General features: G+C 70.4%; 33 protein-coding genes. 10 read left to right on the forward strand and 23 right to left on the reverse strand.

Going from position 1 to position 26184, the window contains the following annotated elements:
- Positions 1 to 3 precede the first annotated feature (3 nt).
- A complete protein-coding gene (locus ABZU76_RS19335; RefSeq protein WP_354871196.1) occupies positions 4 to 861 on the forward strand; it encodes a glycosyltransferase family 2 protein in 858 nt (285 codons plus the stop codon).
- Here ABZU76_RS19335 and ABZU76_RS19340 read toward each other — a convergent pair whose 3' ends face one another.
- The gene (locus ABZU76_RS19340) at positions 862 to 1269 is read right to left on the reverse strand and encodes a hypothetical protein (protein WP_354871199.1); all 408 of its coding nucleotides are present in this window, start codon (positions 1267 to 1269) and stop codon (positions 862 to 864) included.
- Between the two features lie 140 nt (positions 1270 to 1409).
- Between ABZU76_RS19340 and ABZU76_RS19345 the strand changes: the two genes are divergently transcribed.
- On the forward strand, positions 1410 to 2489 hold the full coding sequence (locus ABZU76_RS19345) for an NDP-sugar synthase (RefSeq protein WP_354871201.1): 1080 nt from the start codon (positions 1410 to 1412) through the stop codon (positions 2487 to 2489).
- Positions 2489 to 3382 carry a DNA-3-methyladenine glycosylase 2 family protein gene (locus ABZU76_RS19350; protein WP_354871595.1) on the forward strand — a complete coding sequence of 298 codons (894 nt, stop codon included), beginning with the start codon at positions 2489 to 2491 and terminating at the stop codon, positions 3380 to 3382. The genes ABZU76_RS19345 and ABZU76_RS19350 overlap by 1 nt, the downstream gene beginning before the upstream one ends.
- 1 nt (position 3383) lies before the next feature.
- Here ABZU76_RS19350 and ABZU76_RS19355 read toward each other — a convergent pair whose 3' ends face one another.
- From ABZU76_RS19355 to ABZU76_RS19390, 8 genes are all read right to left on the reverse strand, one after another.
- Positions 3384 to 3776 (reverse strand): hypothetical protein, encoded by a 393-nt coding sequence (locus tag ABZU76_RS19355; RefSeq protein ID WP_354871203.1) that lies wholly within the window; start codon positions 3774 to 3776, stop codon positions 3384 to 3386.
- Positions 3777 to 3794: 18 nt separating this feature from the next.
- A complete protein-coding gene (locus ABZU76_RS19360; protein WP_354871205.1) occupies positions 3795 to 4157 on the reverse strand; it encodes a hypothetical protein in 363 nt (120 codons plus the stop codon).
- A 79-nt stretch (positions 4158 to 4236) separates the two neighbouring features.
- Positions 4237 to 4590: a GntR family transcriptional regulator gene (locus tag ABZU76_RS19365; protein ID WP_220246377.1), complete on the reverse strand. Its 354-nt coding sequence runs from the start codon at positions 4588 to 4590 to the stop codon at positions 4237 to 4239.
- Positions 4591 to 4602: 12 nt separating this feature from the next.
- On the reverse strand, positions 4603 to 4749 hold the full coding sequence (locus tag ABZU76_RS19370) for a hypothetical protein (RefSeq protein WP_220246378.1): 147 nt from the start codon (positions 4747 to 4749) through the stop codon (positions 4603 to 4605).
- Between the two features lie 10 nt (positions 4750 to 4759).
- On the reverse strand, positions 4760 to 5296 hold the full coding sequence (locus ABZU76_RS19375) for an NUDIX hydrolase (protein WP_354871208.1): 537 nt from the start codon (positions 5294 to 5296) through the stop codon (positions 4760 to 4762).
- A complete protein-coding gene (locus ABZU76_RS19380) occupies positions 5293 to 6654 on the reverse strand; it encodes a coenzyme F420-0:L-glutamate ligase (protein WP_354871210.1) in 1362 nt (453 codons plus the stop codon). Before ABZU76_RS19380 ends, ABZU76_RS19375 begins: the two co-directional genes overlap by 4 nt.
- Complete coding sequence (gene cofD / locus ABZU76_RS19385) at positions 6647 to 7645, reverse strand: 2-phospho-L-lactate transferase (protein ID WP_354871212.1); 999 nt, start codon at positions 7643 to 7645, stop codon at positions 6647 to 6649. The genes ABZU76_RS19380 and cofD overlap by 8 nt, the downstream gene beginning before the upstream one ends.
- Positions 7642 to 8400 (reverse strand): GNAT family N-acetyltransferase, encoded by a 759-nt coding sequence (locus ABZU76_RS19390; RefSeq protein ID WP_354871215.1) that lies wholly within the window; start codon positions 8398 to 8400, stop codon positions 7642 to 7644. Before ABZU76_RS19390 ends, cofD begins: the two co-directional genes overlap by 4 nt.
- A gap of 59 nt (positions 8401 to 8459) precedes the next feature.
- Between ABZU76_RS19390 and ABZU76_RS19395 the strand changes: the two genes are divergently transcribed.
- From ABZU76_RS19395 to dapC, 3 genes are all read left to right on the forward strand, one after another.
- Positions 8460 to 8636, forward strand: a complete 177-nt coding sequence (locus tag ABZU76_RS19395) for a hypothetical protein (RefSeq protein ID WP_354871217.1) — start codon at positions 8460 to 8462, stop codon at positions 8634 to 8636.
- Between the two features lie 119 nt (positions 8637 to 8755).
- Entirely contained in the window at positions 8756 to 9076 is a 321-nt protein-coding gene (gene fdxA, locus ABZU76_RS19400; protein WP_220246384.1) for a ferredoxin, read from the forward strand.
- Complete coding sequence (gene dapC, locus ABZU76_RS19405; RefSeq protein ID WP_354871221.1) at positions 9073 to 10164, forward strand: succinyldiaminopimelate transaminase; 1092 nt, start codon at positions 9073 to 9075, stop codon at positions 10162 to 10164. The genes fdxA and dapC overlap by 4 nt, the downstream gene beginning before the upstream one ends.
- 31 nt (positions 10165 to 10195) lie before the next feature.
- Here the strand turns inward: dapC and ABZU76_RS19410 are convergent, their stop codons facing one another.
- Complete coding sequence (locus tag ABZU76_RS19410) at positions 10196 to 10816, reverse strand: TetR/AcrR family transcriptional regulator (protein WP_354871223.1); 621 nt, start codon at positions 10814 to 10816, stop codon at positions 10196 to 10198.
- Between the two features lie 81 nt (positions 10817 to 10897).
- Here ABZU76_RS19410 and ABZU76_RS19415 point away from each other — a divergent pair, with 81 nt between their 5' ends.
- Positions 10898 to 12331: an FAD-dependent monooxygenase gene (locus ABZU76_RS19415; RefSeq protein WP_354871226.1), complete on the forward strand. Its 1434-nt coding sequence runs from the start codon at positions 10898 to 10900 to the stop codon at positions 12329 to 12331.
- Between the two features lie 154 nt (positions 12332 to 12485).
- Here ABZU76_RS19415 and ABZU76_RS19420 read toward each other — a convergent pair whose 3' ends face one another.
- The 3 genes from ABZU76_RS19420 to ABZU76_RS19430 all read right to left on the reverse strand — a co-directional run bounded on the left by ABZU76_RS19420 (position 12486) and on the right by ABZU76_RS19430 (position 15006).
- The gene (locus ABZU76_RS19420; RefSeq protein WP_354871229.1) at positions 12486 to 13454 is read right to left on the reverse strand and encodes a CHAD domain-containing protein; all 969 of its coding nucleotides are present in this window, start codon (positions 13452 to 13454) and stop codon (positions 12486 to 12488) included.
- A gap of 96 nt (positions 13455 to 13550) precedes the next feature.
- Entirely contained in the window at positions 13551 to 14531 is a 981-nt protein-coding gene (gene dapD, locus ABZU76_RS19425) for a 2,3,4,5-tetrahydropyridine-2,6-dicarboxylate N-succinyltransferase (protein WP_354871232.1), read from the reverse strand.
- Between the two features lie 28 nt (positions 14532 to 14559).
- The gene (locus ABZU76_RS19430; protein WP_354871235.1) at positions 14560 to 15006 is read right to left on the reverse strand and encodes a hypothetical protein; all 447 of its coding nucleotides are present in this window, start codon (positions 15004 to 15006) and stop codon (positions 14560 to 14562) included.
- A gap of 43 nt (positions 15007 to 15049) precedes the next feature.
- On the opposite strand from ABZU76_RS19430, the gene dapE reads away from it, so the two are divergent.
- Positions 15050 to 16123 carry a succinyl-diaminopimelate desuccinylase gene (gene dapE, locus ABZU76_RS19435; RefSeq protein ID WP_354871238.1) on the forward strand — a complete coding sequence of 358 codons (1074 nt, stop codon included), beginning with the start codon at positions 15050 to 15052 and terminating at the stop codon, positions 16121 to 16123.
- Between the two features lie 150 nt (positions 16124 to 16273).
- On the opposite strand, the gene ABZU76_RS19440 is transcribed toward dapE, so the two are convergent.
- The 9 genes from ABZU76_RS19440 to ABZU76_RS19480 form a co-directional block, all read right to left on the reverse strand.
- Positions 16274 to 17125 carry a YceI family protein gene (locus ABZU76_RS19440; protein ID WP_354871241.1) on the reverse strand — a complete coding sequence of 284 codons (852 nt, stop codon included), beginning with the start codon at positions 17123 to 17125 and terminating at the stop codon, positions 16274 to 16276.
- A gap of 158 nt (positions 17126 to 17283) precedes the next feature.
- Complete coding sequence (locus ABZU76_RS19445) at positions 17284 to 18339, reverse strand: chitinase (RefSeq protein WP_354871244.1); 1056 nt, start codon at positions 18337 to 18339, stop codon at positions 17284 to 17286.
- 565 nt (positions 18340 to 18904) lie between these two features.
- On the reverse strand, positions 18905 to 20266 hold the full coding sequence (locus ABZU76_RS19450; RefSeq protein WP_354871247.1) for a nucleobase:cation symporter-2 family protein: 1362 nt from the start codon (positions 20264 to 20266) through the stop codon (positions 18905 to 18907).
- A 12-nt stretch (positions 20267 to 20278) separates the two neighbouring features.
- Entirely contained in the window at positions 20279 to 21331 is a 1053-nt protein-coding gene (locus ABZU76_RS19455; RefSeq protein WP_354871250.1) for a 2-oxoglutarate and iron-dependent oxygenase domain-containing protein, read from the reverse strand.
- 120 nt (positions 21332 to 21451) lie between these two features.
- Positions 21452 to 22030: an XRE family transcriptional regulator gene (locus ABZU76_RS19460; RefSeq protein ID WP_354871253.1), complete on the reverse strand. Its 579-nt coding sequence runs from the start codon at positions 22028 to 22030 to the stop codon at positions 21452 to 21454.
- Between the two features lie 57 nt (positions 22031 to 22087).
- Positions 22088 to 22342, reverse strand: a complete 255-nt coding sequence (locus tag ABZU76_RS19465) for a hypothetical protein (RefSeq protein WP_354871256.1) — start codon at positions 22340 to 22342, stop codon at positions 22088 to 22090.
- Positions 22343 to 22406: 64 nt separating this feature from the next.
- Positions 22407 to 22535, reverse strand: coding sequence for a hypothetical protein (locus ABZU76_RS19470; RefSeq protein WP_354871259.1), 129 nt, complete (start codon positions 22533 to 22535; stop codon positions 22407 to 22409).
- 56 nt (positions 22536 to 22591) lie between these two features.
- Positions 22592 to 23518: a M28 family metallopeptidase gene (locus tag ABZU76_RS19475; RefSeq protein WP_354871262.1), complete on the reverse strand. Its 927-nt coding sequence runs from the start codon at positions 23516 to 23518 to the stop codon at positions 22592 to 22594.
- A gap of 78 nt (positions 23519 to 23596) precedes the next feature.
- Entirely contained in the window at positions 23597 to 23794 is a 198-nt protein-coding gene (locus tag ABZU76_RS19480; protein ID WP_354871264.1) for a hypothetical protein, read from the reverse strand.
- A gap of 305 nt (positions 23795 to 24099) precedes the next feature.
- Between ABZU76_RS19480 and ABZU76_RS19485 the strand changes: the two genes are divergently transcribed.
- Entirely contained in the window at positions 24100 to 24885 is a 786-nt protein-coding gene (locus tag ABZU76_RS19485; protein WP_354871266.1) for a TIGR00730 family Rossman fold protein, read from the forward strand.
- Complete coding sequence (locus ABZU76_RS19490) at positions 24885 to 25460, forward strand: TIGR00730 family Rossman fold protein (protein ID WP_354871269.1); 576 nt, start codon at positions 24885 to 24887, stop codon at positions 25458 to 25460. The genes ABZU76_RS19485 and ABZU76_RS19490 overlap by 1 nt, the downstream gene beginning before the upstream one ends.
- 4 nt (positions 25461 to 25464) lie before the next feature.
- Here the strand turns inward: ABZU76_RS19490 and ABZU76_RS19495 are convergent, their stop codons facing one another.
- Positions 25465 to 26139, reverse strand: a complete 675-nt coding sequence (locus tag ABZU76_RS19495) for a lysophospholipid acyltransferase family protein (protein ID WP_354871272.1) — start codon at positions 26137 to 26139, stop codon at positions 25465 to 25467.
- Positions 26140 to 26184: the final 45 nt, after the last annotated feature.

Here is a 26184-nt window from a genome sequence, read left to right on the forward strand (position 1 = left end):
GCCGTGACTGAGCAGCGCAGCTACGGCGACAATCTGGCCGTCGTGACCGTGACCTACTTTCCCGGCGACATGCTCGAGAAGTTCCTCGACACGCTGGAAAAGGCGACCGACCGTGAGGTCCGCGTGGTGGTCGCGGACAACGCGTCCACGGATGGCGGGCCCGAGAAGGCGGCGGAGCGCGAGAACGTCCGGCTGGTCAGCATCGGCGAGAACGTCGGGTACGGCACGGCCGCCAACCGGGGCGTGGCGGCGCTCGGCGACAGCTACGGGTGGGTCGTCGTGGTCAATCCGGACCTGGAGTGGGAGCGGGGGTCGCTGGACGCGCTCCTCGAGGTCGCGAAGCGGTGGCCGCGTGGGGGTGCGTTCGGGCCGTTGATCCACGACCTCGACGGGACCGTCTACCCGTCCGCGCGTCTTCTGCCGTCGTTCGGGCGGGGGATCGGGCACGCCGTCTTCGCGAAGGTCTGGCCGGGCAACCCGTGGACGCGTCAGTACCGCCAGGAGAACGCCACGCCGCAGGAGCGCACGTCCGAGTGGCTGAGCGGTTCGTGCCAGCTGTTCCGGCGCGAGGCGTTCGACTCGGTCGGCGGCTTCGACACGCGCTACTTCATGTACTTCGAAGACGTCGACCTCGGCGACCGCCTGGCGAAGGCCGGCTGGCTGAACGTCTACGCGCCCTCGTCGAGCGTGATGCACATCGGTGGCGTGTCCACGGCGCGCGTGTCGAAGAAGATGCTGCGCGCGCACCACGCCAGCGCCTACCGCTACCTCGCCGACCGGCACCAGGGCGTGCTGTGGAAGCCCGTGCTGGCGGCGGTGAAGCTCGGGCTGGCCGTTCGCGTCAAGCTCGAGGGCGCGTGATCACAGCCCGTCGAGACGCCGCGAGAGGTTCGACCGGCCGCTGCTCTGCTTGATCGTCGGCACCAGCCCGGTCAGCTCTTCCTCGGCGGGCTCCCGCAGGGGACTCGGCACGGGCGCGGCCTGCGGGCGCGCCACCAGCGGCGTGGTCACCTGCGCGGCCGGCACCTCCAGCGGTGTGGTCGTGCTCGGCTTCGCCAGCGGGTGCTCGTCGTTCTCCTCGATCAACGACGCCGGCAGCTGCGTCGTCGTGTCGGGATCCTGCTGGTCGAGCTCCGAGACCACAGATCTCGGGATCTGCTGCGTGTTGGAGGCGTCCATCGGCGATGTCATGTTGTCCGGCGTCACCACGAAGGCGCCGCGGGAACGTGCGCGTGCGAGCAAAGCGTCCGCGCGATCGCGGGGGTCCATCCCCTCGGCCTCCCGACTGACCCGGGGCCTCTGGGGAAAGGCCCACCTGTTTCCTGTCTAGGGTAGGGCCTCGGGGGCGCAGCCGTCAGCGTTTCCCGCGGCTTGTCGCTCAGCGGTGCGTGATACAAGAGGAGTTTTCTGTGACGTCCGAGCTCGAGGTCGACGCCGTCGTGCTGGTCGGGGGCAAGGGCACCCGCCTGCGGCCGCTCACCCTGTCCGCGCCGAAGCCGATGTTGCCGACGGCCGGCACCCCCTACTTGAGTCACCTGTTCTCGCGAATTCGCGCGGCCGGGATTCGCCACGTCGTGCTCGGCACGTCCTACCGCGCCGAAGTCTTCGAGGAGTACTTCGGCGACGGGGCGGCGCTCGGCCTCGAGCTCGAGTACGTGGTCGAGGACGAACCGCTCGACACCGGCGGCGCGATCCGCAACGTGTACGACAGGTTGCGCGCGGACCACGCGATCATTTTCAACGGCGACATCCTCTCCGGCGCCGACCTGCGCCACCAGCTCCAGACCCATGTGGACACCGGCGCCGACGTCACCCTCCACCTCCAGCGCGTGCCCGACCCGAGCCGCTTCGGCTCCGTCCCCACGGACGAACACGGCCGCGTGCAGGCGTTCCTCGAGAAGGCACCCAACCCGCCGACGGATCAGATCAACGCCGGCTGCTACGTCTTCCGCCGCTCGGTGGTCGAGACCATCCCGGCGGGCCGGCGCGTGTCGGTGGAGCGCGAGACGTTCCCCGGACTCCTCGAAGCCGGCGCGCACCTGCACGGCTTTGTGGACTCCTCGTACTGGCTCGACGTCGGCACGCCCGAGGCGTTCGTGCGCGGCAGTGCGGACCTCGTGCGCGGCATCGCGCCGACGTCCGCGTTGGCGGGCCCGACCGGCGAGTCGCTGGTGCTCGACGGTGCTTCAGTGGCTTCGTCGGCTCAGCTGACCGGCGGGACGACGGTCGGCGAGAAGGCCGTGATCGGCGACGGTGCGACCGTCGACGGTTCGGTCCTGTTCGACGAAGCCGTGGTCGAGGCCGGGGCCACTGTGGAGCGTTCGGTGCTGGGCCGCGGCGCGTTCGTCGGGGCGGGTGCCGTGCTGCGTGGCGTGGTCCTGGGCGACGGCGCGTCCGTCGGCGCGGGCTGCGAACTCCTCGACGGCGCCCGCGTCTGGCCCGGCGTCACCCTGCCCGACGGCGGCATCCGGTTCTCGAGCGACGCATGATCGAGTGGCGACCGCCCTTCCCGCTGGACCTGGCCGCGGTGCTGGGCCCGCTCTGCCGTGGGCGCGGTTCGCTGAACTTCCGCGGTGACCGCGGTGTCTGGTGGCTGGCCGCCAACACGCCGTCCGGCAAGGGCACGCTGGCTCTGCTGCGCCGGCCCGACGGCGTCGTCGAGGCCGACGCGTGGGGCCCCGGCGCGGAATTCCTGCTCGACGGCGTGCCGGCATTGCTGGGCGCCGAGGACGACGACACCGGCTTCGTCGCGCACCACCCCGTGGTCGCCCGCGCGCGCCACGACGCCCCCGGCCTGCGCCTCGGCTCGACCCGGCGCGTGTGGGACTCGCTCGTGCTGGCGGTGCTGGAGCAGAAGGTCTCGGGCAAGGAGGCGATCCGGTCGTGGGCCGAGCTGTGCCGCTGGTTCGGCACGCCCGCGCCCGGCCCGGGGCCCGCTTCGCTGCGCGTGCCACCGTCGCCGGTCGCGATCCGCTCCATTGTGGACTGGAACTGGCACCGCATCGGCGTGGACCTCAAACGCCGGACGGCGCTGATCAACGCCGCGCGCGTGGCTCCACGGCTGGAGGAAGCGGTGGAGCTAAGGGGTTCCGAGGGCCGGGCCCTGCTGCGCAAGGTCTCGGGCATCGGCGTATGGACCGCCGCCGAAATCGCCCAGCGCGCCTGGGGCGACCCGGACGCCGTCAGCTTCGGCGACTACAACATCCCCTCGATGGTCGGCCACACGCTCCTCGGCCGCCGCATCGACGACGAGGCCATGGCCGAACTCCTCGCGCCCTACGCCCCGCAACGCCAGCGCGCGATCCGGTACCTGGAAGTCGGCGGGGCCCGTGCGCCTCGCTTCGGGCCCCGCATCGAACTTCGCGACTACCGCGCGATGTGACCTACTGCGGCGGCCGCTGACCCTGGCCCGGCTGTTGGTTCGGCTGTTGCTGACCAGGCTGACCCGGCTGACCTGGCTGCTGCGGTGAGGGGTACGGCTGCCAGTTCTGCACGGCCTGCTGGTTCGGCTGACCCTGCTGCTGCCCGGGATATCCCTGCTGCGGATACGGTCCTGGCTGTTGCTGACCTGGCTGTTGCCTGGGGTATCCCGGCTGCTGCGGGTACTGCCCCGGCTGCATCTGCTGCTGCGGAGGAAACTGCTGCGGGGGATACGGCTGCTGCGGCGGGTACTGCGGACCAGGCTGCTGCTTCGGCTTCCGACCGACGGTGAACTTCAGCACGAGGATGACCACCAGCACGATGATCAGCAGCGCTGGGAGTACAAAACGCAACACGGCGGCTGAATCTCCTTTTCAGTTCCCGAATCCGGACGGCGGTTGCTCGCCTGGCTGCTGCGGCGGGTACGGCTGCTGCGGGTACTGGCCGGGTGCCGGCGGCTGTTGCGGCGGAAACCCGGGCTGGCCTGGTGGATATCCCGGTTGCTGCGGATAGCCGGCCTGCTGACCGGGCGGATAGTCAGGTTGTTGCGGGTAACCCGGATAACCCGCCTGCCCCGGTGGGTAACCCGGATATCCCGGAGGCTGCATCCCTTGCCATGGCGGGGGAAACGGTGGCTGCCGACTTTTCTTCACCGCCAGCACGATCCCCACCACGGCCGCGACGATGCCCGCCAGCACCAGCAGGACGATCAGATGCCAAGGCTGGATGATGTTCACAAGAATCCCCTCTCCCCGCGCAGTGCCATCGTAGAGGGACTCGCCGTCGAGGGCCGGGCGAAAGCGAAACCGAACCAGGTCAGCGCAAGGCAGCCGTGACGATCGCCAGCGCCTCGTCCGTCGACAGCCCCAGCTGCCGCGTCACCGCCGCATAATCCGCGGCCGCCGCCAGAGCCCGCGAACGCGACTCATCCCCCGAAGCACCCACGAAACTCCCGGCCCGGCCGCGCGTTTCGATGAGGCCGGCTTCCTCGAGTTCCCGGTAGGCGCGCGCCACCGTGTTCGGTGCGACGCCCAGGTCCGAGGCCAGCGCGCGCACGGTGGGGAGCTTGGCGCCGACGGCGAGGGTGCCGTCGTTGATCTGCGCGGCGATCGACGAGCGCACCTGCTCGAACGGCGGCACCGAAGAGGCACTGTCGTAGCTCACGGTCACCGCGGAACCTCCCTAACGCCGGCGCTTCCTGCGCAGGCTGACGATCACACCCACCACGACCAGCACGATCGCCACCCCGAACCCGACGGCCACGACCCAGCCGCTCACGAAACCGCCGTCGCCGGTGTGGATGTGCGGGTTGGCGGGCACCAGAGGCATGCCCGCCATGCTAACGGGACGAAACGGCCGCGTTCACGAGTTCGGCCAGATCCTCCGACCCCGCGGGCAGGGCGTCGACCGGCCACCAGCGCAGGTCGTCGGACTCGTCGCTGCGGACGGGCAAAGCCCCGGCCGGCGCGCGGACCGCGTAGCGCACGTCGAAGTGCCGCGTCGGTACGCCGAGGGAGCACGTGATCGGGTGGACGTCGAGGTGCACCGGCTCGGCGCCGATCGTCAGGCCGGCCATGCCCGACTCCTCCGTCGCCTCGCGCAGAGCGGCCTCGGCGACCGACGCGTCAGAAGGCTCGCAATGCCCGCCCAGCTGCAGCCAGCGGCCCACGCGCGGGTGCAGCGTCAGCAGCACCTGCGTACCCGTCGAGTCCAGGACCACGGCCGACGCTGTGAGGTGCCCTGCCTCGCACGACCGCTGCACGGTGTCGTCCCGCGTCGCCAGGAAACCCAGAAACGCCTGGCGCAGAGATTCCTGCGAGCCCAGAGACGGGGTCCACGTCGAAAGAACCGTCAGGGCGTCCGCATGCAAGTTCACAGCTCCACCAGACCTTCGCCCGGCTCGCCCGGCGAACGCACGGGCGGCGTCTCCAGCGGATGCCCGATCGCGACGGCTCCCAGCGGCTCCCAGCGCGAATCCAGGCCCAGCGTCGACCGCACGAGGTCGGCCGCGAAGATCGTCGACCCGATCCAGCACGAGCCCAGGTCCTCCGCCGCCAACGCGACCAGCAGACCCTGCACCGCGGCACCGGCGGCGACCGTGAACATCGTGTGCTCGCAGTCGTTGCGCCGCTGGTCGCGGTAGGTGTGGGCGCCCTCGGGCACGAGGAACGGGATCACGACCTCGGGCGCGCGATACAGAATGTCCCCGCGCGACAAGCGTTTCTCGACCTGCGACGGCGTGAAGTCGTCATTCGAAAGGTCCGCGCGCCACGATTCGCGCATGGCGTCCAGCAGCTTCGCGCGCAACCCGGCGTCGCGCAGCCACACGAACCGCACGGGGTGCGTGTGGTGCGGCGCGGGCGCGGTCAACGCCGCCGCGACCGCACGCCGAACCACCGACGGATCCACCGGCGCGTCGGAGAACGTGCGCACGGAACGCCGGTGCGGCACGGCTTCGCGCCGCCCCTGCGCCAGAGCTTCGTTGGTACCCAAGCGGAACAGGTCCTCGTCGACGGGCCGGATCAGGTTCCGCGCCGTGGAGCCGTCGTCGGTGAGCTGCAGGCCGCGCACGACCGCCACCGGCAGGCCGCCCAGCTTGCCCTTGACCAGGTCCGCGGCGGAGGCGAGCTCGTCGGCCACCGCGATCTCCGTGACGGCCAGCTCGTTGCCCTGCGAGTCGACCTGCCCCGCGTACGCGTGCAGCACGCGCAGGCCCGAAGCGCCGATCGCGGCGTCGGTCTGCCCGACGCGCCACGCGCGGCCCATCGTGTCCGTGACGACCACGGCGACCTCGACACCCAGCCGTTCCCGCAGCCCGCCGCGCAGCGCGTGCGCCGATGCGTCCGGGTCCGCGGGCAGCAGTGCGACCTCGTCGCCCTGCACGTTCGACGCGTCGATCCCCGAAGCCGCCTGCACGATCCCCAGCGGGTTCTCCGTGATCACCGTGCGCGCTACGCGGGCGACGACCCGCACCGTCTCCTGGTCGATCAGCTCGCGCCGCGCCGCGTCGCGGGCCTCGGGGTCGCTCGGCACGCGCACGAGCCGGCCCTCGACCTTCGAGAACACCTTGCTCGTCACCACCACGACGTCGCCGGACCGCAGCCATGGCGCGGCCGCGACGAGTGCGCCGGTGAGGTCGTCTCCCGGACGGAACTCGGGCAGCCCGGTCACGGGCAGGATCTCGACCTTGGCCGAGGCATGGTCGTCGAACTCGGGCTTGCTGAACTCAGACACCGGGCACTCCCGCAACGTCGAAGGCCGCCCGCACCATCGCGGCGGTCGCGTCCACATCGGACATCAGCAGCGGCACCGCGCGCACGTCGACACCCGGCACCGTCACGTCGTGGTCCTCCTCGGCGACGAGCCAGCCGTCGAGCACCCCGCCGTCGGAGCGGACGCCGTAGTGGCGGCCCACGGCCTCGGCGGAGGTTTCCACGCCGATCGCGGTGAGGCACGCGTCGGCCATGCCGCGCAGCGCCTTGCCGCCGATGATCGGCGAGATCCCCACGACCTTGGCCTTCGACTTGCGCAGCGCTTCGCGCACGCCCGGCACCCCGAGCGTCGTGCCGACGCTCACCACCGGGTTCGACGGCGCGAACAGCACCAGGTCGGCCTCGCCCAGCGCCTCGAGCACACCCGGCCCGGGCTTGGCCTCGTCGGCGCCGACCGAAACGATCGAGTGCGCCGGGCGGTCGGCCCGGTAGCGCACCCACCACTCCTGGAAGTGGATCGCCTTCTGCTGCTCCGGCTGGTCGGGGTCGTCGATCACGACGTGGGTCTCCACGCGGTCGTCCGACATCGGCAGCAGGCGCACGCCCGGGCGCCAGCGGTCGCACAGCGCGTCGGTGACGGCCGAGAGCGGGTAGCCCGCGCGCAGCATCCGCGAGCGGATCAGGTGCGTCGCGATGTCCTTGTCGCCCAGCCCGAACCACGTCGGCTCCGCGCCGTAGGCGGCGAGCTCCTCCTTGACGACCCACGTCTCGCCCGCGTGGCCCCACCCGCGTTCGGTGTCGATGCCACCGCCGAGGGTGTACATGCAGGTGTCGAGGTCGGGGCAGATGCGCAGGCCGTGCATCCACACGTCGTCGCCGGTGTTCACCAGCGCCGTGACCTCGTGCGGGGACGGGCTCTCCGGCTCGCCGATCGCGGGCATCCCGAGTGCGGTCTTCACGCCGAGCAGGAAGCGCGCGCCTCCGACTCCACCGACCAAAACGACGATCTTCACGACTGCGGATCCTCGCACGCGCCGGGTCCCGGGCCCCAGTAGCGGTACCTGTGGTGCTCCGTACAGCCGAGCGCGGAATACAGCGTCAACGCGCCTTCGTTGTCCACGGCCACCTGCAACACCCACCTCTGGGCACCGTGCGCGCGGCCCCACTCGGCCAGCGCGAACATCAGCGCCGACGCGAGCCCACGCCGGCGGAACTCCGGCCGCACCGCCAGCCGCGACACGTGCAGCCACCCGTCCACGATGGCACCGCGCACAGCTCCGGCGGTGACACCGGCGGCATCGTCCACGTCAACGACGCCATAACCCACCTTCCCGGTGGCCAGCACGTGGCGTTCGGCGGCGCCGGGCTCGGGGCTGTCGGCCGTCAGTTCCCACCACGCCGGGGTCGGCTCGTCGAGGACCTCTGCGTCCTGCAGGGGCCCGGTCGGCAGCGGTCCGACGAGCACGGACACCTGGTAGCCCGCGGCGTGTTCGGTCCACTCGCGCCATCCGGCGGCGGCCACCTCGCGCTCGGTGTCGCTGTCCTGGATCACTTGGATGACCGGGGGGATCCCCCGATCGTGGGCGAAGTCACAGACGGCCTTCAACGCGACGGCCACGCTCCGGCCGGGATCGCCCACGGCGAGTGCACTGTTGGCGCGCCCGGTGAAGCCGTCGGCCCAGCGCAGGCGCCACTCGCCGAGGGGTTCGTCGACCACCGGGGGCCAGGCCCGCGCACACACGAGTTCGAGCATTTCCGAGTCGTTCACGGTTAGATTGTGGCGGACGCGGCAACGCGGCCGCGGCCCCATTTCCGCAGGGAGGACCGATGAGCTACGCGCGCAGGGACGACCGGCACAACGACGACCTCGTCGACGAGATCGCCGACGGGTTCGAACGCACCCTCAAGGAGAAGCGCGAGGGCGACACCAAACCCACCGGCCCGGGCTTCACCATCACCGGCGACGCACGCAACACCCCGAAGCCTCGCCGCCGGGACCGCTGAGCGGGACATTCGGCCCCATACCAGGGGTATGGCTAAGGGTTGCCTAAGCACTACCGGTGCCTCGGGAAGCGCGTAATGTCCGCAGGGACTGGCTAAGCAGAGAAAAGCAGGAGTACGCAGTGACCTACGTGATCGCCGAGCCCTGCGTCGACGTGCTCGACAAGGCGTGTATCGACGAGTGCCCCGTGGACTGCATCTACGAGGGCGAGCGGATGCTGTACATCCACCCCGACGAGTGCGTCGACTGCGGCGCCTGCGAACCGGTCTGCCCGGTCGAGGCGATCTACTACGAGGACGACGTCCCCGACAACTGGTCCGACTACACCAAGGCCAACGTCGACTTCTTCGACACGCTGGGCTCGCCCGGCGGTGCCTCCAAGGTCGGCAAGACCAGCCACGACCCCGCCTTCATCAAGGCGCTGCCCCCGCAGGGCGAATGACGACCCGCCCCCTGCCCGACTTCCCCTGGGATTCGCTCGCCGAGGTCAAGGCCCGCGCGCAGGCGCATCCCGGTGGGATCGTCGACCTCTCCGTCGGCACGCCCGTGGACCCGGTTCCGGCCGGGATCCGCGACGCGCTTGCGTCGGTCTCGGAGATCCCGGGCTACCCGGCCACCCACGGCACGCCCGCGCTGCGGACCACCGCGGTGGAGGCGCTCGGCCGGCGCTACGGCGTCGAGGGCCTCGAGCCCGACGCGGTACTGCCGACGATCGGGTCGAAGGAAGCCGTGGCCTGGCTGCCACGGTTGCTCGGCCTCGGTCAGGGCGACACCGTCGTGATCCCCGAGCTCGCGTACCCGACCTACGAGGTGGGTGCGCTGCTGGCCGGCGCCGACGTCATCCGCGCGGACGGGCTCACGCAGCTCGGTCCGCAGCGTCCGGCCATGATCTGGCTCAACTCGCCGTCGAACCCGACCGGCAAGGTGCTCGGGGTCGAGCACCTGCGCAAGGTCGTGGAGTGGGCGCGTGAGCGCGACGTGATCGTGGCGTCGGACGAGTGCTACCTCTCGCTCGGCTGGGACGCCGAGCCCGTGTCGGTGCTGCACCCGTCCGTCCACGGTGGACGGCTCGACGGGCTGCTGGCCGTGCACTCGCTGTCGAAGTCGGCGAACCTCGCGAGCTACCGCGCGGGTTTCATCGCCGGCGATCCCCGGCTGGTCAAGCAGCTGCTGGAGATCCGCAAGCACGCCGGGATGATCGTGCCGCGTCCGGTGCAGGAGGCCATGGTGGCCGGCCTGACCGACGACGAGGCCGTGGCCGCGCAGCGCGAGCGCTACCTTCGCCGCCGGCTCGTGTTGCGGAAAGCGTTGCAGGACAACGGTTTCGAGATTTCTCACTCCGAAGCCGGGCTGTATCTCTGGTCCACGCGCGGGGAACCGGCGCTGGACACCGTCGCGTGGCTGGCCGAACGCGGCATCCTCGTGGCGCCGGGCACGTTCTACGGCCCGGCCGGCGGCAACCACGTGCGCGTGGCCCTGACCGCCACCGACGAGCGTATCGACGCCGCCGCGGAGCGGTTGAACTCCTGATTCCCGAGCGGGCGCGCTTCGGTGCGCCCGCTCAGAAATCGCGTCCCGTGAAGCCCCGGTAGACGAACCTCGTGAGCGCCTCGACCGCCTCGTCGTCGCTCGGCGCCGCCCAGCCCGCAGGTGGTGGAGCGGTCAGCCACATCTGCGCGAAGTTGTCGATCAGCTGGTACATCATCACGATGCTCAGCTGCGTCGAGGCGGGCAGTTCGTAACCGGCGGCCGTGACACGCTCGAGGTGACCCGTGATGTCGGCCGCCTGCGTGACGCCGAAGTTCGCGAGCGTGCTCGCGAACCCGTCGTGGACCATCGACGCTTGGCGCAGCGCCTGCATCGTTGCCGCGTTGGCCTTGTAGAAGTCCCAGTACTGGCGCACGTGCCAGCGGACAGCCTCGGGATCGCTGAAGTCCGACAGGTGGCCCTCGGAGGCCGCCTCCTCGTCGCCCGCCGCGGCCAGGTCGCCCAGGAGCGCTTCGAGCAGCTCCTCCTTGCCGGCGAAGTGGTTGTAGAACGAGCCCGCCGCGCGGCCGGCTTCCGCCGTGATGTCGGTGATCTTCGTGTTCAGGTAGCCCTTGCGCGCGAACACGCGCTTGGCCGCCTCCTTCAACGCGGTCTCCGTCTCGGCGGCCTTCTCCTTGCGGCTCGTCGCCGTCATCTCGGCACCTCCCTTGACAGGAACGCTAGCAGCGCGCATGCTGAATTCAGATTCACTGAATTCAGATTCACTGGAGGGGACATGGACACCACGGTGCTGATCGCGGGAGCGGGCCCGACCGGCCTGACTCTGGCCATCGAACTGGCCCGGCGCGACGTCGCGGTCCGGCTCGTCGACAAGGCGCCGGCGTTCTTCAACGGCTCCCGCGGCGACGGCCTGCAGCCCCGCACACTGGAGGTTTTCGAGGACCTGGGTGTGCTCGACGCGGTGCTGGCCGCGGGTTCGCCGCAGTACCCGATCAAGGTCTACCTTGGCGGCGAGTTCGTGCAGGAGCGCTGGATGAGCGACACCGTCGAGCCGACTCCCGCGGTGCCGTACCCGAACATCTGGTTCCTGGGGCAGTCGCAGACGGAGGGGATCCTGCGGGAGCGGCTGTCGTCGTTCGGGGTGCAGGTGGAGCTCGGGGTGGGGCTGGAGGGCTTCACACAGTCCTCTTCGGGTGTGACGGCTTCGCTGTCGACGGGGGAGACGGTGGAGGCTGCGTACTTGGTGGGAGCCGACGGCGGCAAGAGCTTCGTGCGCAAGGCACTGGGGATTCCGTTCGAGGGCACGACCGACGAGTCGATCCGGATGTTGCTGGGGGACGTCCAGGCTTCGGGGCTTTCGCACGACTCGTCGTACTGGTTCGCGCCGGCTTCGTCGCCGATGAGCGGGGTGGCGTTCACGCCTTTGGCCGGTACCCCGCACTTCCAGTTCGGGGCGCCGCTGGGGGATGGGGATCTGGCGGTGGAGACTTCGCTGCCCGCGTTGCAGGCGCGGCTGGACTCCGTGTCGGGCGGGGGGATTCAGCTGTTCGATCTGGCTTGGTCGACCGTGTGGCGACCGAACATCCGCCTGGCTGCTTCCTTCCGCGTCGGGCGAGTGTTCTTGGCGGGGGACGCCGCGCACGTGCACCCGCCGACGGGCGGGCAGGGGCTGAACACCGGGGTCCAGGACGCGTACAACCTGGGGTGGAAGCTGGCCTCCGGGTCTGCCGACTTGCTGGACAGCTACGAACCCGAGCGGCGCGCGGTCGCGGCGCGGGTGCTGGGGGTTTCGACGGCTTTGATGGAGAAGTACACCGACGGGGAACAGGACGCGCATCGGCGGGGGTCGGAGACGCAGCAGCTGGATGTCGGGTACCGGGGCGGGCCGCTGGCCGATGCTGGTGCCGGTGCCGGCTCGCTTCGCGCGGGGGACCGGGCTCCGGATGCACCGCTGGTGGATGCGAACGGCAAGTCGGTGCGGCTGTTCGAACTGTTCCGGGGGCCGCACGCTACGGAGCTGGTTTTCGGTTCGGGTGCGGTGGGTTCGTCGGAGGTTCCGGGGTACCGGATCCTGCCTGCCGGGTCGGTGGCTTCGGGCCCGGACCTGGTGGACGCCGGCGGGCACGCGTACGCGGCTTACGAGGCCGCGGCGGGCCGCCGGGTGCTGGTTCGGCCGGACGGCTACGTCTGGTCGATCACGGCTGAGTGACTGGGGTTGAGTGGGTTGTCCACAGCTCCGTCGAGTTGTGGACGACTCGGTCCCCAACCGGCTTGATCACCGGTTTTGTCGGAGGTGGCCGATAGAATGGACATGGGGACGCCCCCTTCGGGAGGGCGGGGGCTGTCTGTCGGCGGATGTTCGGTCAGAGAGCCGCGTGAGCCGCTTTGTCGATGCGGGCCCATACCGCCGGCCAAGCCGCCCGGGCCTCGGTGCGCTTCACCAGCTCGTGTTCCGCGATCCGGCCCGCGATGAAGCCGATGTCGCCGTCGGCGCCGGGCAGGAGCGAGCGCACCTTCTCCGCCGCGATCACCGCGTCCTGGTGGTCGCCGAGGACGGTTTGGAGTTTGCGGGTCGCCTTGACCAGGTCGGTGAGGGCGGCGGCCTGCTTCTTCTTCGCCGACGAGCGGGCCAGCTCGGCGGTGTAGCGCAGCTTCTTGCCGTAGATGCGCAGGGCGTGCAGGTCGTCGTCCGGCACGTCGGACGGCAGGGCGCGCACGGCCTTGAGAAGGCGGCGGTAGGGCTTGCGGACGTCGGTGGCGAGGCTGCCCGACCCGAGCGGCGTGGGGTCGAGCTCGCGGTCCGGCGTGCGGGTGAGCTGGGCGATGCTCTGCAGCAGCACGGCGTAGCGGGCACTCGACAGGGCGCGCGTCAGGCGCCGGCGGGCGGCGCCGCGTTCGGTGACGAACTTCGAGACCAGGCGGCGGCCCGCGGGTTGGTCGCGGACCTCGAAGGTGGCGATCACCTCGCGCAGGTGGCCGATCAGCACGTCGTAGTCGCGGACCTCGCCGAGGGACTGGCCGAGCCAGCCCAGCTCGACGCGCACGGGCTCGGCGGACTCGCCGAGGAGCGCTCCGGAGGTCTTCAGCACGCTGCGCATCCGCCGGAGGGCGACGCGCATCTGGTGCAGGTCTTCGGGATCCGCGCCGCTGCGGGTGCCGGGCTCGCGGGCCAGCAGCTCGCGCAGCTCGTGGTCCAGCTTGGCCCGGATGTGGGTGGCCGCCGGGTCCCTGGGGCCGGCTTTCGCGGGCTCGTCGGGGAGGCCGAGCTCGGCCGGGGTCGTCGGCTCAGGTGCGCGGCGGCGGGTCGAGGAGGGCAACGATTCGGTGGTCACGACATGAATGGTAGGTGAACCCGCAGGCAGAGTGGACGTGACCTGTGACGAAAAAGGGTGCGCTCCTGGTGGAGCGCACCCTTTTTCGAAAGACGATCAGTTCGCGTGCAGCGCTTCGTTCAGCTCGATCCCGACGCCGGTGCGCGACACGACCTCCACCGCACCCGTCGCCGAGTTCCGCCGGAACAGGGCTCCCGAAATACCCGAGATCTCGCGCGCCTTCACGGTCTTGCCGTCGACGACGACCTTCGTGCCGGCCGTGATGTAGAGCCCGGCCTCGATCACGGAGTCGTCGCCGAGGGAGATCCCCACGCCGCCGTTGGCGCCGATCAGGCAGCGCTCGCCGATCCCGATGACCTCCTTGCCGCCGCCCGAGAGCGTGCCCATGATCGACGCGCCGCCGCCGACGTCGCTGCCGTCGCCCACGACCACGCCCGCCGAGATGCGACCCTCGACCATGGACGCGCCGAGCGTGCCGGCGTTGAAGTTCACGAAGCCCTCGTGCATCACGGTCGTGCCGGACGCGAGGTGCGCGCCCAAGCGCACGCGGTCGGCGTCGGCGATGCGCACGCCTGTGGGCAGCACGTAGTCGACCATCCGCGGGAACTTGTCCACGCCGTACACGGTCACCGCGCCACGGCTGCGCAGCCGCAGCCGGGTCTGCTCGAAGCCCTCGACGGGGCACGGGCCGTGGTTCGTCCACACGACGTTGGCCAGCTTGCCGAAGATGCCGTCGAGGTTCTGCCCGTGGGGCCGCACGAGCCGGTGCGACAGCAGGTGCAGCCGCAGGTAGGCGTCGTACGCGTCGGCCGGGGCCGTGGCCAGGCTGCCGATCGTCACGCGCACCGCGACGACCTCGACACCGCGGTCGGTGTCGGGCCCGAGCAGCGCCGCCGCGGCGTCGCCGAGCAGCTCGGTGGTCTCGGCGGCCGACAGCCGCTCGGTGCCACTGGAGCCGGTGCCGGTCAGCTTCGGGTGCGGGTACCAGGTGTCCAGCACCGTCCCGTCGGACGCGACGGTGGCCAGCCCGACGCCGACGGCGCCGGTCGTTTCGGGGTCAGGGGTCTGCTCGCTCACGCCGGTCACGGTAGTCGAGTGACGCGCCTCAACCCGTGGTGGCCTGCTGGTTCACGAGCTTCTTCACCGACGTGAGTGCGCCGGAGATGGTGATCAGCGCCTGCGTGCACGCGCCACCCGGGCTCGGCACGGTCGTGCAGCCCGCCCCGCGGAACGCGCTCACGCCCTGGTCGAGCGCGGCCGCCGCGTGGTCGAGGGCCACGTCGACGGTCTTGCCGGCCGCTGCGCGCTCGTGCACCGACCCGGCCGTGCCGCCGACCTCCGTGACGAACTTCTCGCAGCCCTTCGGCAGCTGCGTCTGCGGGCTCGTGTAGCAGGCGTCGGCGGACAGCGCGTCGAGTTTGATCGGCAGGGCGTCCGGGCCCGGCGAGCCGGGGTTCGGGCCGGGCGTGGGGCCCGCCTCGGAGCCGCAGCCGGTCAGGACCAGGGTCAGGAGGACGCCGCTGAGAGCGACCAGGGAGCTTCGCGTGCGCACGTCCCTCACGGTAGCCCTCGCACCGGGTCGGTACGGTGCCGGTATGACCTCGCTGGACCTGCGCGCCGACCCCGCCGACCTCACCGCCGCCCTCGTCGACGCGTTCAGCGTCTCCGGCGAGGAGGGCCGGCTCGCCGACGCCGTGCAGGCCGCGCTCACCGAGCAGGCGCCGCACCTCGAGGTGGTCCGCAACGGCGACGCGGTGCTCGCGCGCACGAACCTCGGCCGCGGCTCGCGCGTGATCCTCGCCGGGCACCTCGACACCGTGCCGGAGAACGCCAACCTCCCGTCGCACCGCACCGGATCCGGCGACGAGGAGCTGCTCCACGGCCTCGGCTCCGTCGACATGAAGGGCGGCGACGCGGTGTTCCTGCACCTCGCCGCCACGCTGACCGAACCGAAGCACGACATCACCTTCGTCTTCTACGACAACGAAGAGGTCGAAGCGGTCAAGAACGGCCTCGGCCGCATCGAGCGCGAGCTGCCCGAGTGGCTGGCCGGCGACCTGGCCGTGGTCGGCGAGCCCTCCAACGGCACGATCGAGGCCGGCTGTCAGGGCACGCTGCGCGTCGAGATCCGCACGAGCGGGACCCGCGCGCACACCGCCCGCGCGTGGATGGGCGAGAACGCGATCCACGCCCTGGCCGAGCCCCTGCGCCGGCTCGCCGAGTACGCGCCGCGCGTGGTCGACATCGACGGCCTCACCTACCGCGAAGGCCTGCAGGCCACGAAGATCTCCGGCGGCGTGGCCGGCAACGTCGTGCCTGACGCCGCCGTGCTCACGGTCAATTTCCGCTTCGCCCCGGATCGCAACCCCACGCAGGCCGAAGCCCACGTGCGCGAGGTCTTCCACGGCTACGACGTCACGCTCACGGACCTCTCGCCGGGCGCGCTGCCTGGTCTTTCGGCCCCGGCGGCCGCCGAGCTCGTGGCCGCCGCCGGTGGCCGCGCCGCCGCGAAGCTCGGCTGGACCGACGTCGCGCGCTTCGCGGCGCTGGGCATGCCGGCCGTCAACTTCGGCCCCGGCAACCCGAGCCTCGCGCACACCCAGCAGGAACACGTGCACGTGGCGGAGATCCGCCAGGTGGCCGACGTCCTGCGCAAGTTCCTGGGCTGACGGCCGACCGCCGCGCCCTGCTCACCGCACCCCAATGTGGCATTGGGTGCGTTGGGCGCACCGAACGCCACATTGGGTGCGTTGGGCGCAACCAACGCCGCATTGGGGTGCTGGCCGCAACCCGGAGGCCAGGGGTGAGTGGCGAGGTGGCTAAGCGCGAATGGCCTGGATGTCGAGCTTGATCTCGATCGTCGAGCCGACCATGACCAGGCCTTTGGCCAGCGTCTGCTGCCAGTTGATCGTGAAGTCCTCGCGGTGCAGTTCGGTAGTGGCGACGGCGCCGAGCCGGTCGCCGTTCCACGTCCGCAGGCCCAGGTAGCCGGCGTCCAGCCGCACGCCGCGGCTGGCTCCGTGCAGGTTGAGCGTGCCGTCGATGCTCCAGCGGTCGCCGGGCGCGCGGCGGAACCGGTGCCCGTGGAAGCGGATCTGCGGGAAGCGGCGCACGTCGAGGAAGTCCGGGGACCGCAGGTGGTCGTCGCGCTTCTCGGCCGAGGTGTCGATGCTCGCGGCGTCGATCACGACCTCGACGGTGGAGTCCTCGATCTGCTTGCCGACGACGATGCTGCCCTGGAAGCTGCGGAACCGGCCGTGGACCTCGCACAGCCCGATGTGCCGCGCGATGAACCGGATGGCCGTGTGGTCGGGGTCGAGCACCCATTCGCCCGGGTCGGGGAGCTGGCGGTTGTCGTCCGGCACGAGCCGCAGGTCCGCGAGCGAGGTGTGGTCGCCGCTCACGACCTCGACCGTGCTGTTTTGCGCCTGGTAGCCGCTCGCGCTCACGGATACCGCGTATGTTCCGGCCGACAAGGTGCTCACGGCCAGGCCGAACTCGTCCGCGACGGCCTTCGTCTGACGCTGGGTGCGCTTGTGCAGCATCACCATCTGCGTGCCCGGGAGCGGGTGGCCGTTCTCGTCACCGACCCGCACACTCAGGAGTCCGGCATCGGCGTTGAACGTCACGGGCCCGCCACGCTGTCCGTTGCTTCGCTTGCGCCCGAACACGTTGTCTCCTCTGCTCGACTTTGTCGGGGCACGTTATCAGCGACGTCAACGGAACCCGGACCTGTTGAGCCGTAGTGAAGTAGCAGTGAAGTCCGGTAACGGGATCCCGGCAGCGGTTCCGGCGCCGGGGCCTGGTGTTTCAGGCCCCGGCGCCGGGTTCAGCGGCCTTCGAGCGAGCGGACGTTGTCGCCGAACGTCCAGTTCTTCGAGCCGTCCCAGTTGAGGGACCAGGTCATCAGGCCCTTTACGCCCGAAACGGCACGGTAGGCCTGCGAGACGAGGTTCGGCGCCAGGTACCCACCGCCCGCGCCCTGCTGGGCCGGGAGCCCCGGCACCTGCTTGTCGAGCGGCACCTTCACCGTCGTGCCCTGCACGACCAGGCCGTTGGCGAGGCAGTTGGTCTGCGTGGTGAAGCCCTGCACGGTGCCGGCCTCGTAGGAGTCACCGGAGCAGCCGTACATGGAACCGTTGTAGTACTGCATGTTCAGCCACCACAGGCGGCCGTTGTCGGCGTACTTCTTGATGATCGGCAGGTACGAGCCCCAGATCGAGCCGTAGGTGACGCTGCCGCCGGTCACGTAAGCGGTTTCGGGCGCCATGGTGAGGCCGAAGTTCGACGGCATCTGCGCGAGCACGCCGTCGATGATGCGGATGAGGTTCGACTGCGAAGCCGAGAGCGAGTTGATGTTCCCGCTGCCGGTCAGGCCGGTCTCGATGTCGATGTCGATTCCGTCGAAGTTGTACTTCTTGAGGATCGGCACGATCGTGCTCACGAACTTGTCCGCCACCGTCGACGACGACAGGTCGATGCCCGCCGCCGCGCCGCCGATGGACATCAGGATCGTCGCGCCCGAGGCCTTCGCGGCGCACATGTCGGCCGGGGTCGCCACCTTCACGCCGGCGTCCATGCCGTCTTCCCACAGCACCGTGCCGTCGGAGCGGATGACGGGGAAGGCCGCGTTGATCACGTTGTAGCCGTGGGACTTGATGCGGGCGTCGGTGATCGGGACCCAGCCGAGGCCCGGGTGCACGCCGTTGGCGGCGCCGTCCCAGTTCTCCCAATAGCCCTGCAGCACCTTCCCGGCGGGCTTCGACTTCACCGCGCACGTGTCGGCCTGCACCGACGCGCCGGCGGTCCCCGTGAGTCCCGCCAGCGGCAGGGCGAGCGCAGCGGCCACCACCGCGCCGAAGATCCGTGACTTGCGACCGAACATACCGGCTCCCGTCTCGCGACAACGCTGTCCCAGCACGCGGCATTTCGGTGAACGGTAGGTGGCGCACGGAGTAGTTGACTACCTACGAATGGGTGGTCTAGACAAATAAGTGGTCTGGACAAATTGGGGGAAGGAGATTCCAGCGATCGCCCTCAAAGCAATTTGCCACTGAAGCCGTCCACGTTGTCTTCTGCTCGTGGCCGAGCACGTCCACCGCCGAGGTCTGGCGGCCTTGGGTGTCGTGGTGGTAGGTCACGCCATTATCAAGCCCTTGGCGACATCCAGACCACTGTCGACGGGTTGAACAACTCGACGACCGCCCACGACGACCCCATCAGCAACGCCGACCCAACGGAAACGTCGGTCCTGGCCGGCATCGGCCTCCTCTTGCCGGTGGTGGGATACCTCGAGGAATCGCTCACGCGCGGGCCAGTCGGTGGAGCTGACCTCGACCGTCGAGGTGCCGCCCGCACTGGCGGTTGGCTCGGACCCCCCTCGCGCGCAGGTTCCAGGTGCATCCGGCCGCAGCGGCCTGGCGCGAATCCCGCGCCAGGCCGCCTCGTGCTCACGCCGCCCGCGACGCTTGCTCCACGCCGGCGGCGGGGGCGCGCTTTCTGCGTCCCCGCGCGTGGTTGAACAACACGTTGAGCACGAACGCGCACAGCGCGGTGCTGGTGATGGCGCTGCCGAAGACGATCTGCAGGCCCTGCGGCAGGTGCGTGTAGATCGACGGTGCCACCACCGGCACCATGCCAACCGCGATCGACAGCGCGACGACCAGCAGGTTGTGGTTGTCGGCGTAGTCGACCTTCTTGAGCACCCTGATCCCGACCGCGGACACCATCGCGAACATCACCAGCCCCGCCGCGCCCACCACCGGGTCCGGCAGCGACGCCACCACCGCCCCGAGCTTGGGCACGCAGCCCAGCACGATCAGCATGACGCCGGTCGCCGCCGTGATCCACCGGCTGCGGATGCGGGTGATCTCGACCAAGCCGACGTTCTCCGCGTACGCGGTGTCGATGAACGAGTTCATGATTCCGGCGAGCACTCCGGAGAGCCCGTCCGCGGCCAGGCCGCGGGCTAGGTCGCCTCGGCTGAGCGGCTTGCCGACCATCTCCGAGACCGCCAGCATGTCGGCGGTGGACTCGGTGAACGTCACCAGCATGACCACGCACATCGAGATCACGGCGGCGATCGGGAAATGCGGGGCGCCGAACTGGAACGGCATGGGGAACCCGAACCACGGTGCGCCGGCCACCCCGGCCAGGTTCACGAAACCGAGTGGCACCGCCACCGCGGTGCCCAGCACAAGCCCGATCAGCACCGCGGCCTGGCCGAGGATTCCCTTGAACAGCCGCATGAACGCGACGATGACCACGATCACCCCGGCCGCCAGCGCCAGCCGCGGCACCGACGCGTAGCCCGGCGCGGTGCTGTCGCTCCCGGCGACCATCTGCACGCCGACCCCGATCAGGGACAGCCCGATCACCGTGATCACCGTGCCGCTGACGATCGCCGGGAAGTACCGCACCACCCGCGCGAACAGCGGCGCCATGACGAGCCCGAAGATCCCCGCGAGCAGCATCGAGCCGTACACCGCCTGCAGCCCGTAGCCCTTGGTGATCAGGATCATGGGGGTGATCAGGGTGAACGTGGCACCCGCCACGATGGGCAGCCGGACCCCGAGTATCCGGCCCACGCCGGCACTCTGGATCAGCGTGATGACCCCGGACACGAGCAGATCGGCGTCCACCAGCAGCACGATCGTGTCGTGCGACAGGCCGGCGGCCGCCCCGAAGATGAGCGGTACCGCGATGCAGCCGGTGTACATGATGAACAGGTGTTGCAGGCCCAGCAGGAGCAGCCGGCCCGTCGGTGGCACCTGGTCGACGGGGTGGCGGACCTCGTTCTCGGTGGGGGACATGGGGGCGACCTCCTAGCGGGCCGCGGCGGCGTTGAGGCGGGCGGCCTCGCGCTCCGCCGCGGCGTTCGGCCGCAGAGCCCGGGACCCGGCGAGCTTGGCGGCGATGTGGTCGGCCACGGTGGTCGGCGTGTAGAGCGGCTGCTCGCCTTCGGGCACGCACTGGGGCAGGACCTCGATGACGGCGTCGAAGTTGCCGTCGTGGAAGTAGGCGGCCGACCGACGCGGGATCAACCGGCCCGTGCCGTCGGTCGGTGGCAGCACGCGGTGCAAGGTCGAGCGCCACTGGTCGTTCGTCCAGCGGGTCAGGGCGTCGCCGAGGTTGACCAGCAGCGCGCCGTCGGCGGGTAACACGTCGTGCCACGCCCCGTCGCCGTCGAGGATCTGCAGCCCCTGCACGGCGTCGGCCCACAGCACGGTGACGATGCCGTAGTCGGTGTGCGCCCCCATGCCCATCTGGCCCCGGTCCACCACCGTCTCCTGCTCGGGCAGCCGGTAGTTGTTCATCCGCAGCACGTCGATCGAGTGCGTCGTGCGGGTGGCGAAGAAGTCCTCCTCGAGCCCGAGCGCGAGTGCGAAGATGTCGGTGAGCCGGTGGGCCAAGGCGCCGGCGTGGGTCATCCACTCCGCGACCCGATCCCGGAATCCGGGCACGGGTGGCCAGATGTTCGCCGGGTAGTGCTCCTCGGGCATCTCCGGTGCCCCGGCCGTGGTCACGTCGGCGCCGACGTTGAAGGCCTCGAACAGGTCTTCCGGGCTGGTCACACCGAGACTGAGGCTCACCTTCTCCGCGCGGGGCGGGGTGTAGCCGCGGTTGGTCTCCGGCGTCGCGGGGCGCCACTGTCGTTTCTCGTCCACCGGCCGGGAGAAGAACGCGTCGATCGCCCCGGCGAGCCCGTCGGCCGCCGCGGCCGGGATGCCGTGCCCGACGATCTGCATGAAGCCGACCGTTCGGGCCGCCTCGTCGACCGCCGCCGCGATCGCGGCCCGGTCGGACGCGGACCCGCCGGGCCAGCGGCTGATGTCGATGAGGGGGACCTGCAGGGTGCCGGAGTGGGGACCGGACATGGTGGCACCGACCTTTCGCATCGAGCGCGGGGCGGCCGCCTCCGCGCACCAGGTTCACCAGTGTGTCGACCTGTGTTGCGGACATGTAACGAACCGAAGAATCCCCCGTTTCGATTGGTGTCACCTATCGCCGGCGACGATCAACACCACGCGCAACCTGTCCGCGTCCACCCGGGCCCAGCGGTGCCGCGTCGTGCCGGGGTGGAACAGGCTGTCGCCTGGACCGAGCAGCACGGACTCCTCGCCTTCGAAGTCGACTCGCAGGCGGCCTTCCAGGACGATCAGCGCCTCGTCGCTGTCCCGCCAGAACCAGCCGTCTATGTCCTGGCCCGGCTCCGCGACGTACTCGACGATCTCGGCGATGGCGCCCGAGCTGCGGGCAGTTCTCGAGTACGCCGTCTCGGGCCGTTCGTTCAGGGCGTCGAGCTGGCGATCCGCCGCCCGCACCACGCGGATCGGCGAGGCCGGCAGCGTGGGCAGCAGGTCGGCGGGGGAGACGGCCAGCGCTTCGGCGAGCCGGTACAAGGTGTTGACCGACGGGGTGTGCAGCCCTCGCTCCAGCTGGCTCAGGAAGGGCTGGCTGATGCCGGCGCGCGCGGCAAGATCTCGGGTGGACAGCCCCGATCGCGTCCGCGCCGCTCGTACCGCGGCCCCGACAAGTGCCCCGGCTTCGCCGGCTCGCCCCGTGTCCGTCGCCATCACCACTCCCTTTTCGTTGAGCCTGACGATAGGCGACACCATCTAAGACCGGGTTGGCTACCGTGCGCCGGACAGGGTGCTCGCCGGGTTGTTCGTGGTGGCCGCGGCGCGCCGCTCTCGTCCGGGGCCGGCTCGGCGCCGCCCGGATCGGAAGGACACCGCGGCGCCGACGCCGACGCCGACGCCGACGATGGCGACGGCGACGGCGCGACGCGAGCAGTGGAACGCCACCATCGGGACCTGCTCACCGTCGCGGTCATCGAGGTACTCGCAGACGACGACCGTGGTGGCTCGGTGGTCGAACCCGGTCACGATGCCCTGGCCGCCGAAGCTCCCGGTGGCGCGGCGGAATCCGTCCCCTGCCCGCCCCTCGACGTCACGCGCAGCTGTAGCCGCGTGTGACGTCGAGGGGCGCGGTGCCGGCGGCGTCGGCTGCGCGGTGATCCTCGATCTGCTGGATCCTGCCGACGTAGGTCACCGAGTGTTCCTCGGATTCGAGGAACACGAGGTCATATTCAGCAGGCTGGGTTGACGACCCCGTGCCGCCAACCCAGCCCGTGGTCACGTGGTCGCCAGTTGCCAGACCGCGTAACCGATCGCGTCGCTGTTGCGCTCCAACGGCGCGTCCGGGATGTTCGCGACGGTGTCGCACGCGCGGTGGTAGCAGTTGTCGAACGCCGCACCCGCCGTCCCGCCCCACTTGCGTTGCTGTGCGGCGGTCTTCACGTCACCCGCACCGGTGGCCAGACCGCCGACGGGGATGCCCGCGCTCTTGAACGACGCGTGGTCCGAGCGCCCGTCGCCTTCGCGGTCGCCCTCGGTCTGGATCCCGACGGACGCGAAGTACTTGTCGAACACGTTCTTGATCGAAGCGACGTCGTCGTAGACGAAGTAGCCCCAGTTCTTCGAGCCGATCATGTCGAAGTTGAGGTACGCGGTGACTTTCGCGCGTTCGGCCGAGGAAAGGCTGTTCACGTAGAACTTCGAGCCGCGCATGCCCGACTCTTCGTCGGCCCACCAGGCGAACCGCACGCGTTGGGCCATCGCCGGGTCGGTGCGCGCCAGCGTCAGCGCGACCTCCAGGATCGACGCGCTGCCGGAACCGTTGTCGTTGATGCCCGGGCCGGCGCTCACGCTGTCGAGGTGCGCGCCGAGCATGAGCACGCGGTTCGCGTCGCCCTTCGGCCATTCCGCGATGAGGTTCTGCGTGCGTCCGGCGCAGCTCGTGCACGTCTGGCGTGTCACGGTGTAGCCGGCGGCGCGCAGCCTACCCTCCACATAGGACACCGAGGCCGCGTAGCCGCCGCCGGCGGAGCGGTTGCCGCCGTTCTGGCGGGCGATGGTCTCCAGCTGGTTGAGGTGCGTCTTGATGTTGGCGAGCGAGATGTCCGGCGCCACCGCGGCGGACGCGACGGACGGCTGCGCGAGCGAGCCGAACGCGAACGCCAGTGTCGCCAGTCCTGCGACGGCCTTTTTCTTCCACAACAAGGGCTTCTCCTTATCTTCGGAAAGGGCTGGACGGTCAACGTCCAGGAGTCGATCCGGCCGGTGTCGACGCGGGCGACGTCACGGGCGCGCAAACGCCTCGTCGGCGCTCGAACGCAGCGTGGAGAGGCTCGTGGCCTGGTCGGACGCGGTGGCCGCCAGGGTCAGCGGGTCGGCGGGTGGGGGTGCGGCCAAGGCGGGCGCCGCCGCGACGGCGAGCGCGGACAGGGCGAGCCCGGCGGTGGCCAGACCTGCGGTGATCCCTCTTCTGCCGGTCATCGGGTTCCCTTCGGGGACGGGGAGATCACCGTGAGTAAAGGAGTCGTCACAGGGTCGGTCAATGCTCCGAATGGCCCAGGAAAGCATTACTCGGGCATTAATCAATCGCGAAAAACCCTTGAACATCAGGGCGTTTGCCGGTCCGCGATACGCGGCGCTACTTTCGTCGGGACTTGCCGTGAACCGGCCGTTGGTAGGTGTGGACCGGTGGTCCACAAGGGACCGTTCACCTCGCCGTCACCGACGTCGCCCGATGGTGGCGACGCTGGGGTTCTGCCTGGCGAGACGGCCCGTAGGCTGGGTTGGTGAGTGAACAGTCTGAGTTTCCGGACGGCCAGTACCCCGAGCGCCCGGTGGAGCGCCACAAGGGCCCGGTCGTGCTTCGGCGCGACCGTCGTGACCAGGGCAGCACCACCGACCAGCGGCTCCTGGACGCGCGCGGCCCGAGCGACTGGGTGCACACCGACCCGTGGCGGGTGCTGCGCATCCAGGCCGAGTTCGTGGAGGGCTTCGGCGCGCTCGCGGAGGTGCCGCGCGCGGTGACCGTGTTCGGCTCCGCGCGGACCAAGCGCGACGACCCCGAGTACGACCTGGGCCGCAAGATCGGCGGCGCGCTCGCCGAAGCCGGCTTCGCCGTGATCACCGGCGGCGGGCCGGGCGCGATGGAGGCCGTGAACCGCGGTGCGAACGAGGCCGGCGGCTTCTCCGTGGGCCTCGGCATCGAATTGCCGTTCGAGCAGGGCCTGAACCCGTGGGTCGACCTGGGCGTGAACTTCCGCTACTTCTTCGCGCGCAAGACGATGTTCATCAAGTATTCGCAGGCCTTCATCTGCCTGCCCGGCGGCTTCGGCACGCTCGACGAGCTCTTCGAGGCGCTGGTGCTGGTCCAGACCAAGAAGGTGACGAAGTTTCCGGTGGTGCTGTTCGGCACCGAGTACTGGGGCGGGCTTTACGACTGGATCTCGAAGTCGGTGCTCGACGGTGGCAAGATCAGCGAGAAGGATCTCGACCTGCTGCACCTCACCGACGACATCGACGACGCCGTGCGCGTGGTCGAGGAGTCGTACCAGGCCTGGGAGGACACCCACTGATGAGCTCGTTGCGCCGGGTCTGCGTCTTCTGCGGGTCCTCGATGGGCTTCACCCCGGCCTACGCGGAGGCCGCCGCCGAACTGGGCAAACTGCTGGCCCAGCGCGGCATCGGCCTCGTGTACGGCGGTGCGAGCGTCGGCACGATGGGCGTGGTCGCCGACGCCGCGCTGGCGGCGGGCGGTGAAGTGATCGGCGTGATCCCCGAGGCCCTGTCCAGTGTGGAGATCGCGCACGCGGGCCTCACCGAGCTGCACGTGGTCCCCGACATGCACCAGCGCAAGGCCAAGATGGCCGCGCTGTCCGACGGTTTCCTCACGCTGCCCGGCGGCGCGGGGACGTTGGAGGAGCTGTTCGAGGTGTGGACCTGGGCCCAGCTCGGCCTGCACTCGAAGCCCATCGGCCTCGTCGACGTCGGCGGGTACTACGGCCCGCTCGTGTCCTTCTCCGACCACATGGTCACCGAAGGGTTCCTGGGCGCCGGCTACCGCGACCTGCTGCTGGTCGACGCCGACGCGTCGGCGCTGCTGGACCGCTTCGCCGATTACGCCCCGCCCGCGCCCCCGAAGTGGGACTGACCGCTCAGGCGGCGCCCTCGCTCGGGCGCTTGTGGTAGGTGTCCACGTACTCCTGGCCCGAAAGCTCGAGGATCGAGTACATGACCTCGTCGGTCACCGAGCGGCGGATGGCCGACGACGAGTCCTGGCCCTCGTAGCGGGAGAAGTCCAGCGGGGTGCCGAACTTGATCTTGATCTTGCACACGTGCGGGATCTTCGAGCCGTTCGGCTGGATGCCCTCGGTGCCCCACAACGCGACGGGCACGACCTTCGCACCGGTGGACAGCGCGAGCGCCGCGACGCCCGTGTGGCCGCGGTGCAGGCGGCCGTCGAGCGAACGCGTGCCCTCGGGGTAGATCGCGAACACGCCGCCGTCGTCGAGCACGCGCCGCCCGGCTTCCAGGGCGGCGAGGCCGGCGGAGGCGCTGCCGCGCTCGACGGGGATGTAGCCCAGCGCGTCGAGCGAGTTGGCGATGAAGCGGCCCTTCAGGCCCGTGCCGGTGAAGTACTCGGCCTTGCTGAGGAAACGCACCTTGCGCGGCGTGATGAAGGTGATCACGCCGGTGTCCAGCGCCGCGCGGTGGTTGGCCGCGAGCAGCACCGGTCCGTCGGCCGGCACGTTCTCCACACCCTCGACCTCGGGGCGGTAGATCGTGCGGACCAGCGGGCCGAGCACGAAACGGACGAGCAGGGGCAGCAAGGGGTCTCCCTCCGGCGGGCAGGTCGGTGGCACCAGCATGGCACG

Origin of the sequence: Amycolatopsis sp. NPDC005232 (genome assembly GCF_040607795.1) — a bacterium.
Lineage (GTDB): Bacteria > Actinomycetota > Actinomycetes > Mycobacteriales > Pseudonocardiaceae > Amycolatopsis.

Excerpts from the sequence above, each read along its gene's own strand:
- ABZU76_RS19340 (WP_354871199.1), bottom strand. The coding sequence starts at position 1,269 with ATGGACCCCCGCGATCGCGCGGACGCTTTGCTCGCACGCGCACGTTCC.
- ABZU76_RS19370 (WP_220246378.1), bottom strand. The coding sequence starts at position 4,749 with ATGCCTCTGGTGCCCGCCAACCCGCACATCCACACCGGCGACGGCGGT.
- ABZU76_RS19395 (WP_354871217.1), top strand. The coding sequence starts at position 8,460 with ATGAGCTACGCGCGCAGGGACGACCGGCACAACGACGACCTCGTCGAC.
- dapC (WP_354871221.1), top strand. The coding sequence starts at position 9,073 with ATGACGACCCGCCCCCTGCCCGACTTCCCCTGGGATTCGCTCGCCGAG.
- ABZU76_RS19410 (WP_354871223.1), bottom strand. The coding sequence starts at position 10,816 with ATGACGGCGACGAGCCGCAAGGAGAAGGCCGCCGAGACGGAGACCGCG.
- ABZU76_RS19415 (WP_354871226.1), top strand. The coding sequence starts at position 10,898 with ATGGACACCACGGTGCTGATCGCGGGAGCGGGCCCGACCGGCCTGACT.
- dapE (WP_354871238.1), top strand. The coding sequence starts at position 15,050 with ATGACCTCGCTGGACCTGCGCGCCGACCCCGCCGACCTCACCGCCGCC.
- ABZU76_RS19445 (WP_354871244.1), bottom strand. The coding sequence starts at position 18,339 with ATGTTCGGTCGCAAGTCACGGATCTTCGGCGCGGTGGTGGCCGCTGCG.
- ABZU76_RS19450 (WP_354871247.1), bottom strand. The coding sequence starts at position 20,266 with ATGTCCCCCACCGAGAACGAGGTCCGCCACCCCGTCGACCAGGTGCCA.
- ABZU76_RS19455 (WP_354871250.1), bottom strand. The coding sequence starts at position 21,331 with ATGTCCGGTCCCCACTCCGGCACCCTGCAGGTCCCCCTCATCGACATC.
- ABZU76_RS19460 (WP_354871253.1), bottom strand. The coding sequence starts at position 22,030 with ATGGCGACGGACACGGGGCGAGCCGGCGAAGCCGGGGCACTTGTCGGG.
- ABZU76_RS19480 (WP_354871264.1), bottom strand. The coding sequence starts at position 23,794 with ATGACCGGCAGAAGAGGGATCACCGCAGGTCTGGCCACCGCCGGGCTC.
- ABZU76_RS19490 (WP_354871269.1), top strand. The coding sequence starts at position 24,885 with ATGAGCTCGTTGCGCCGGGTCTGCGTCTTCTGCGGGTCCTCGATGGGC.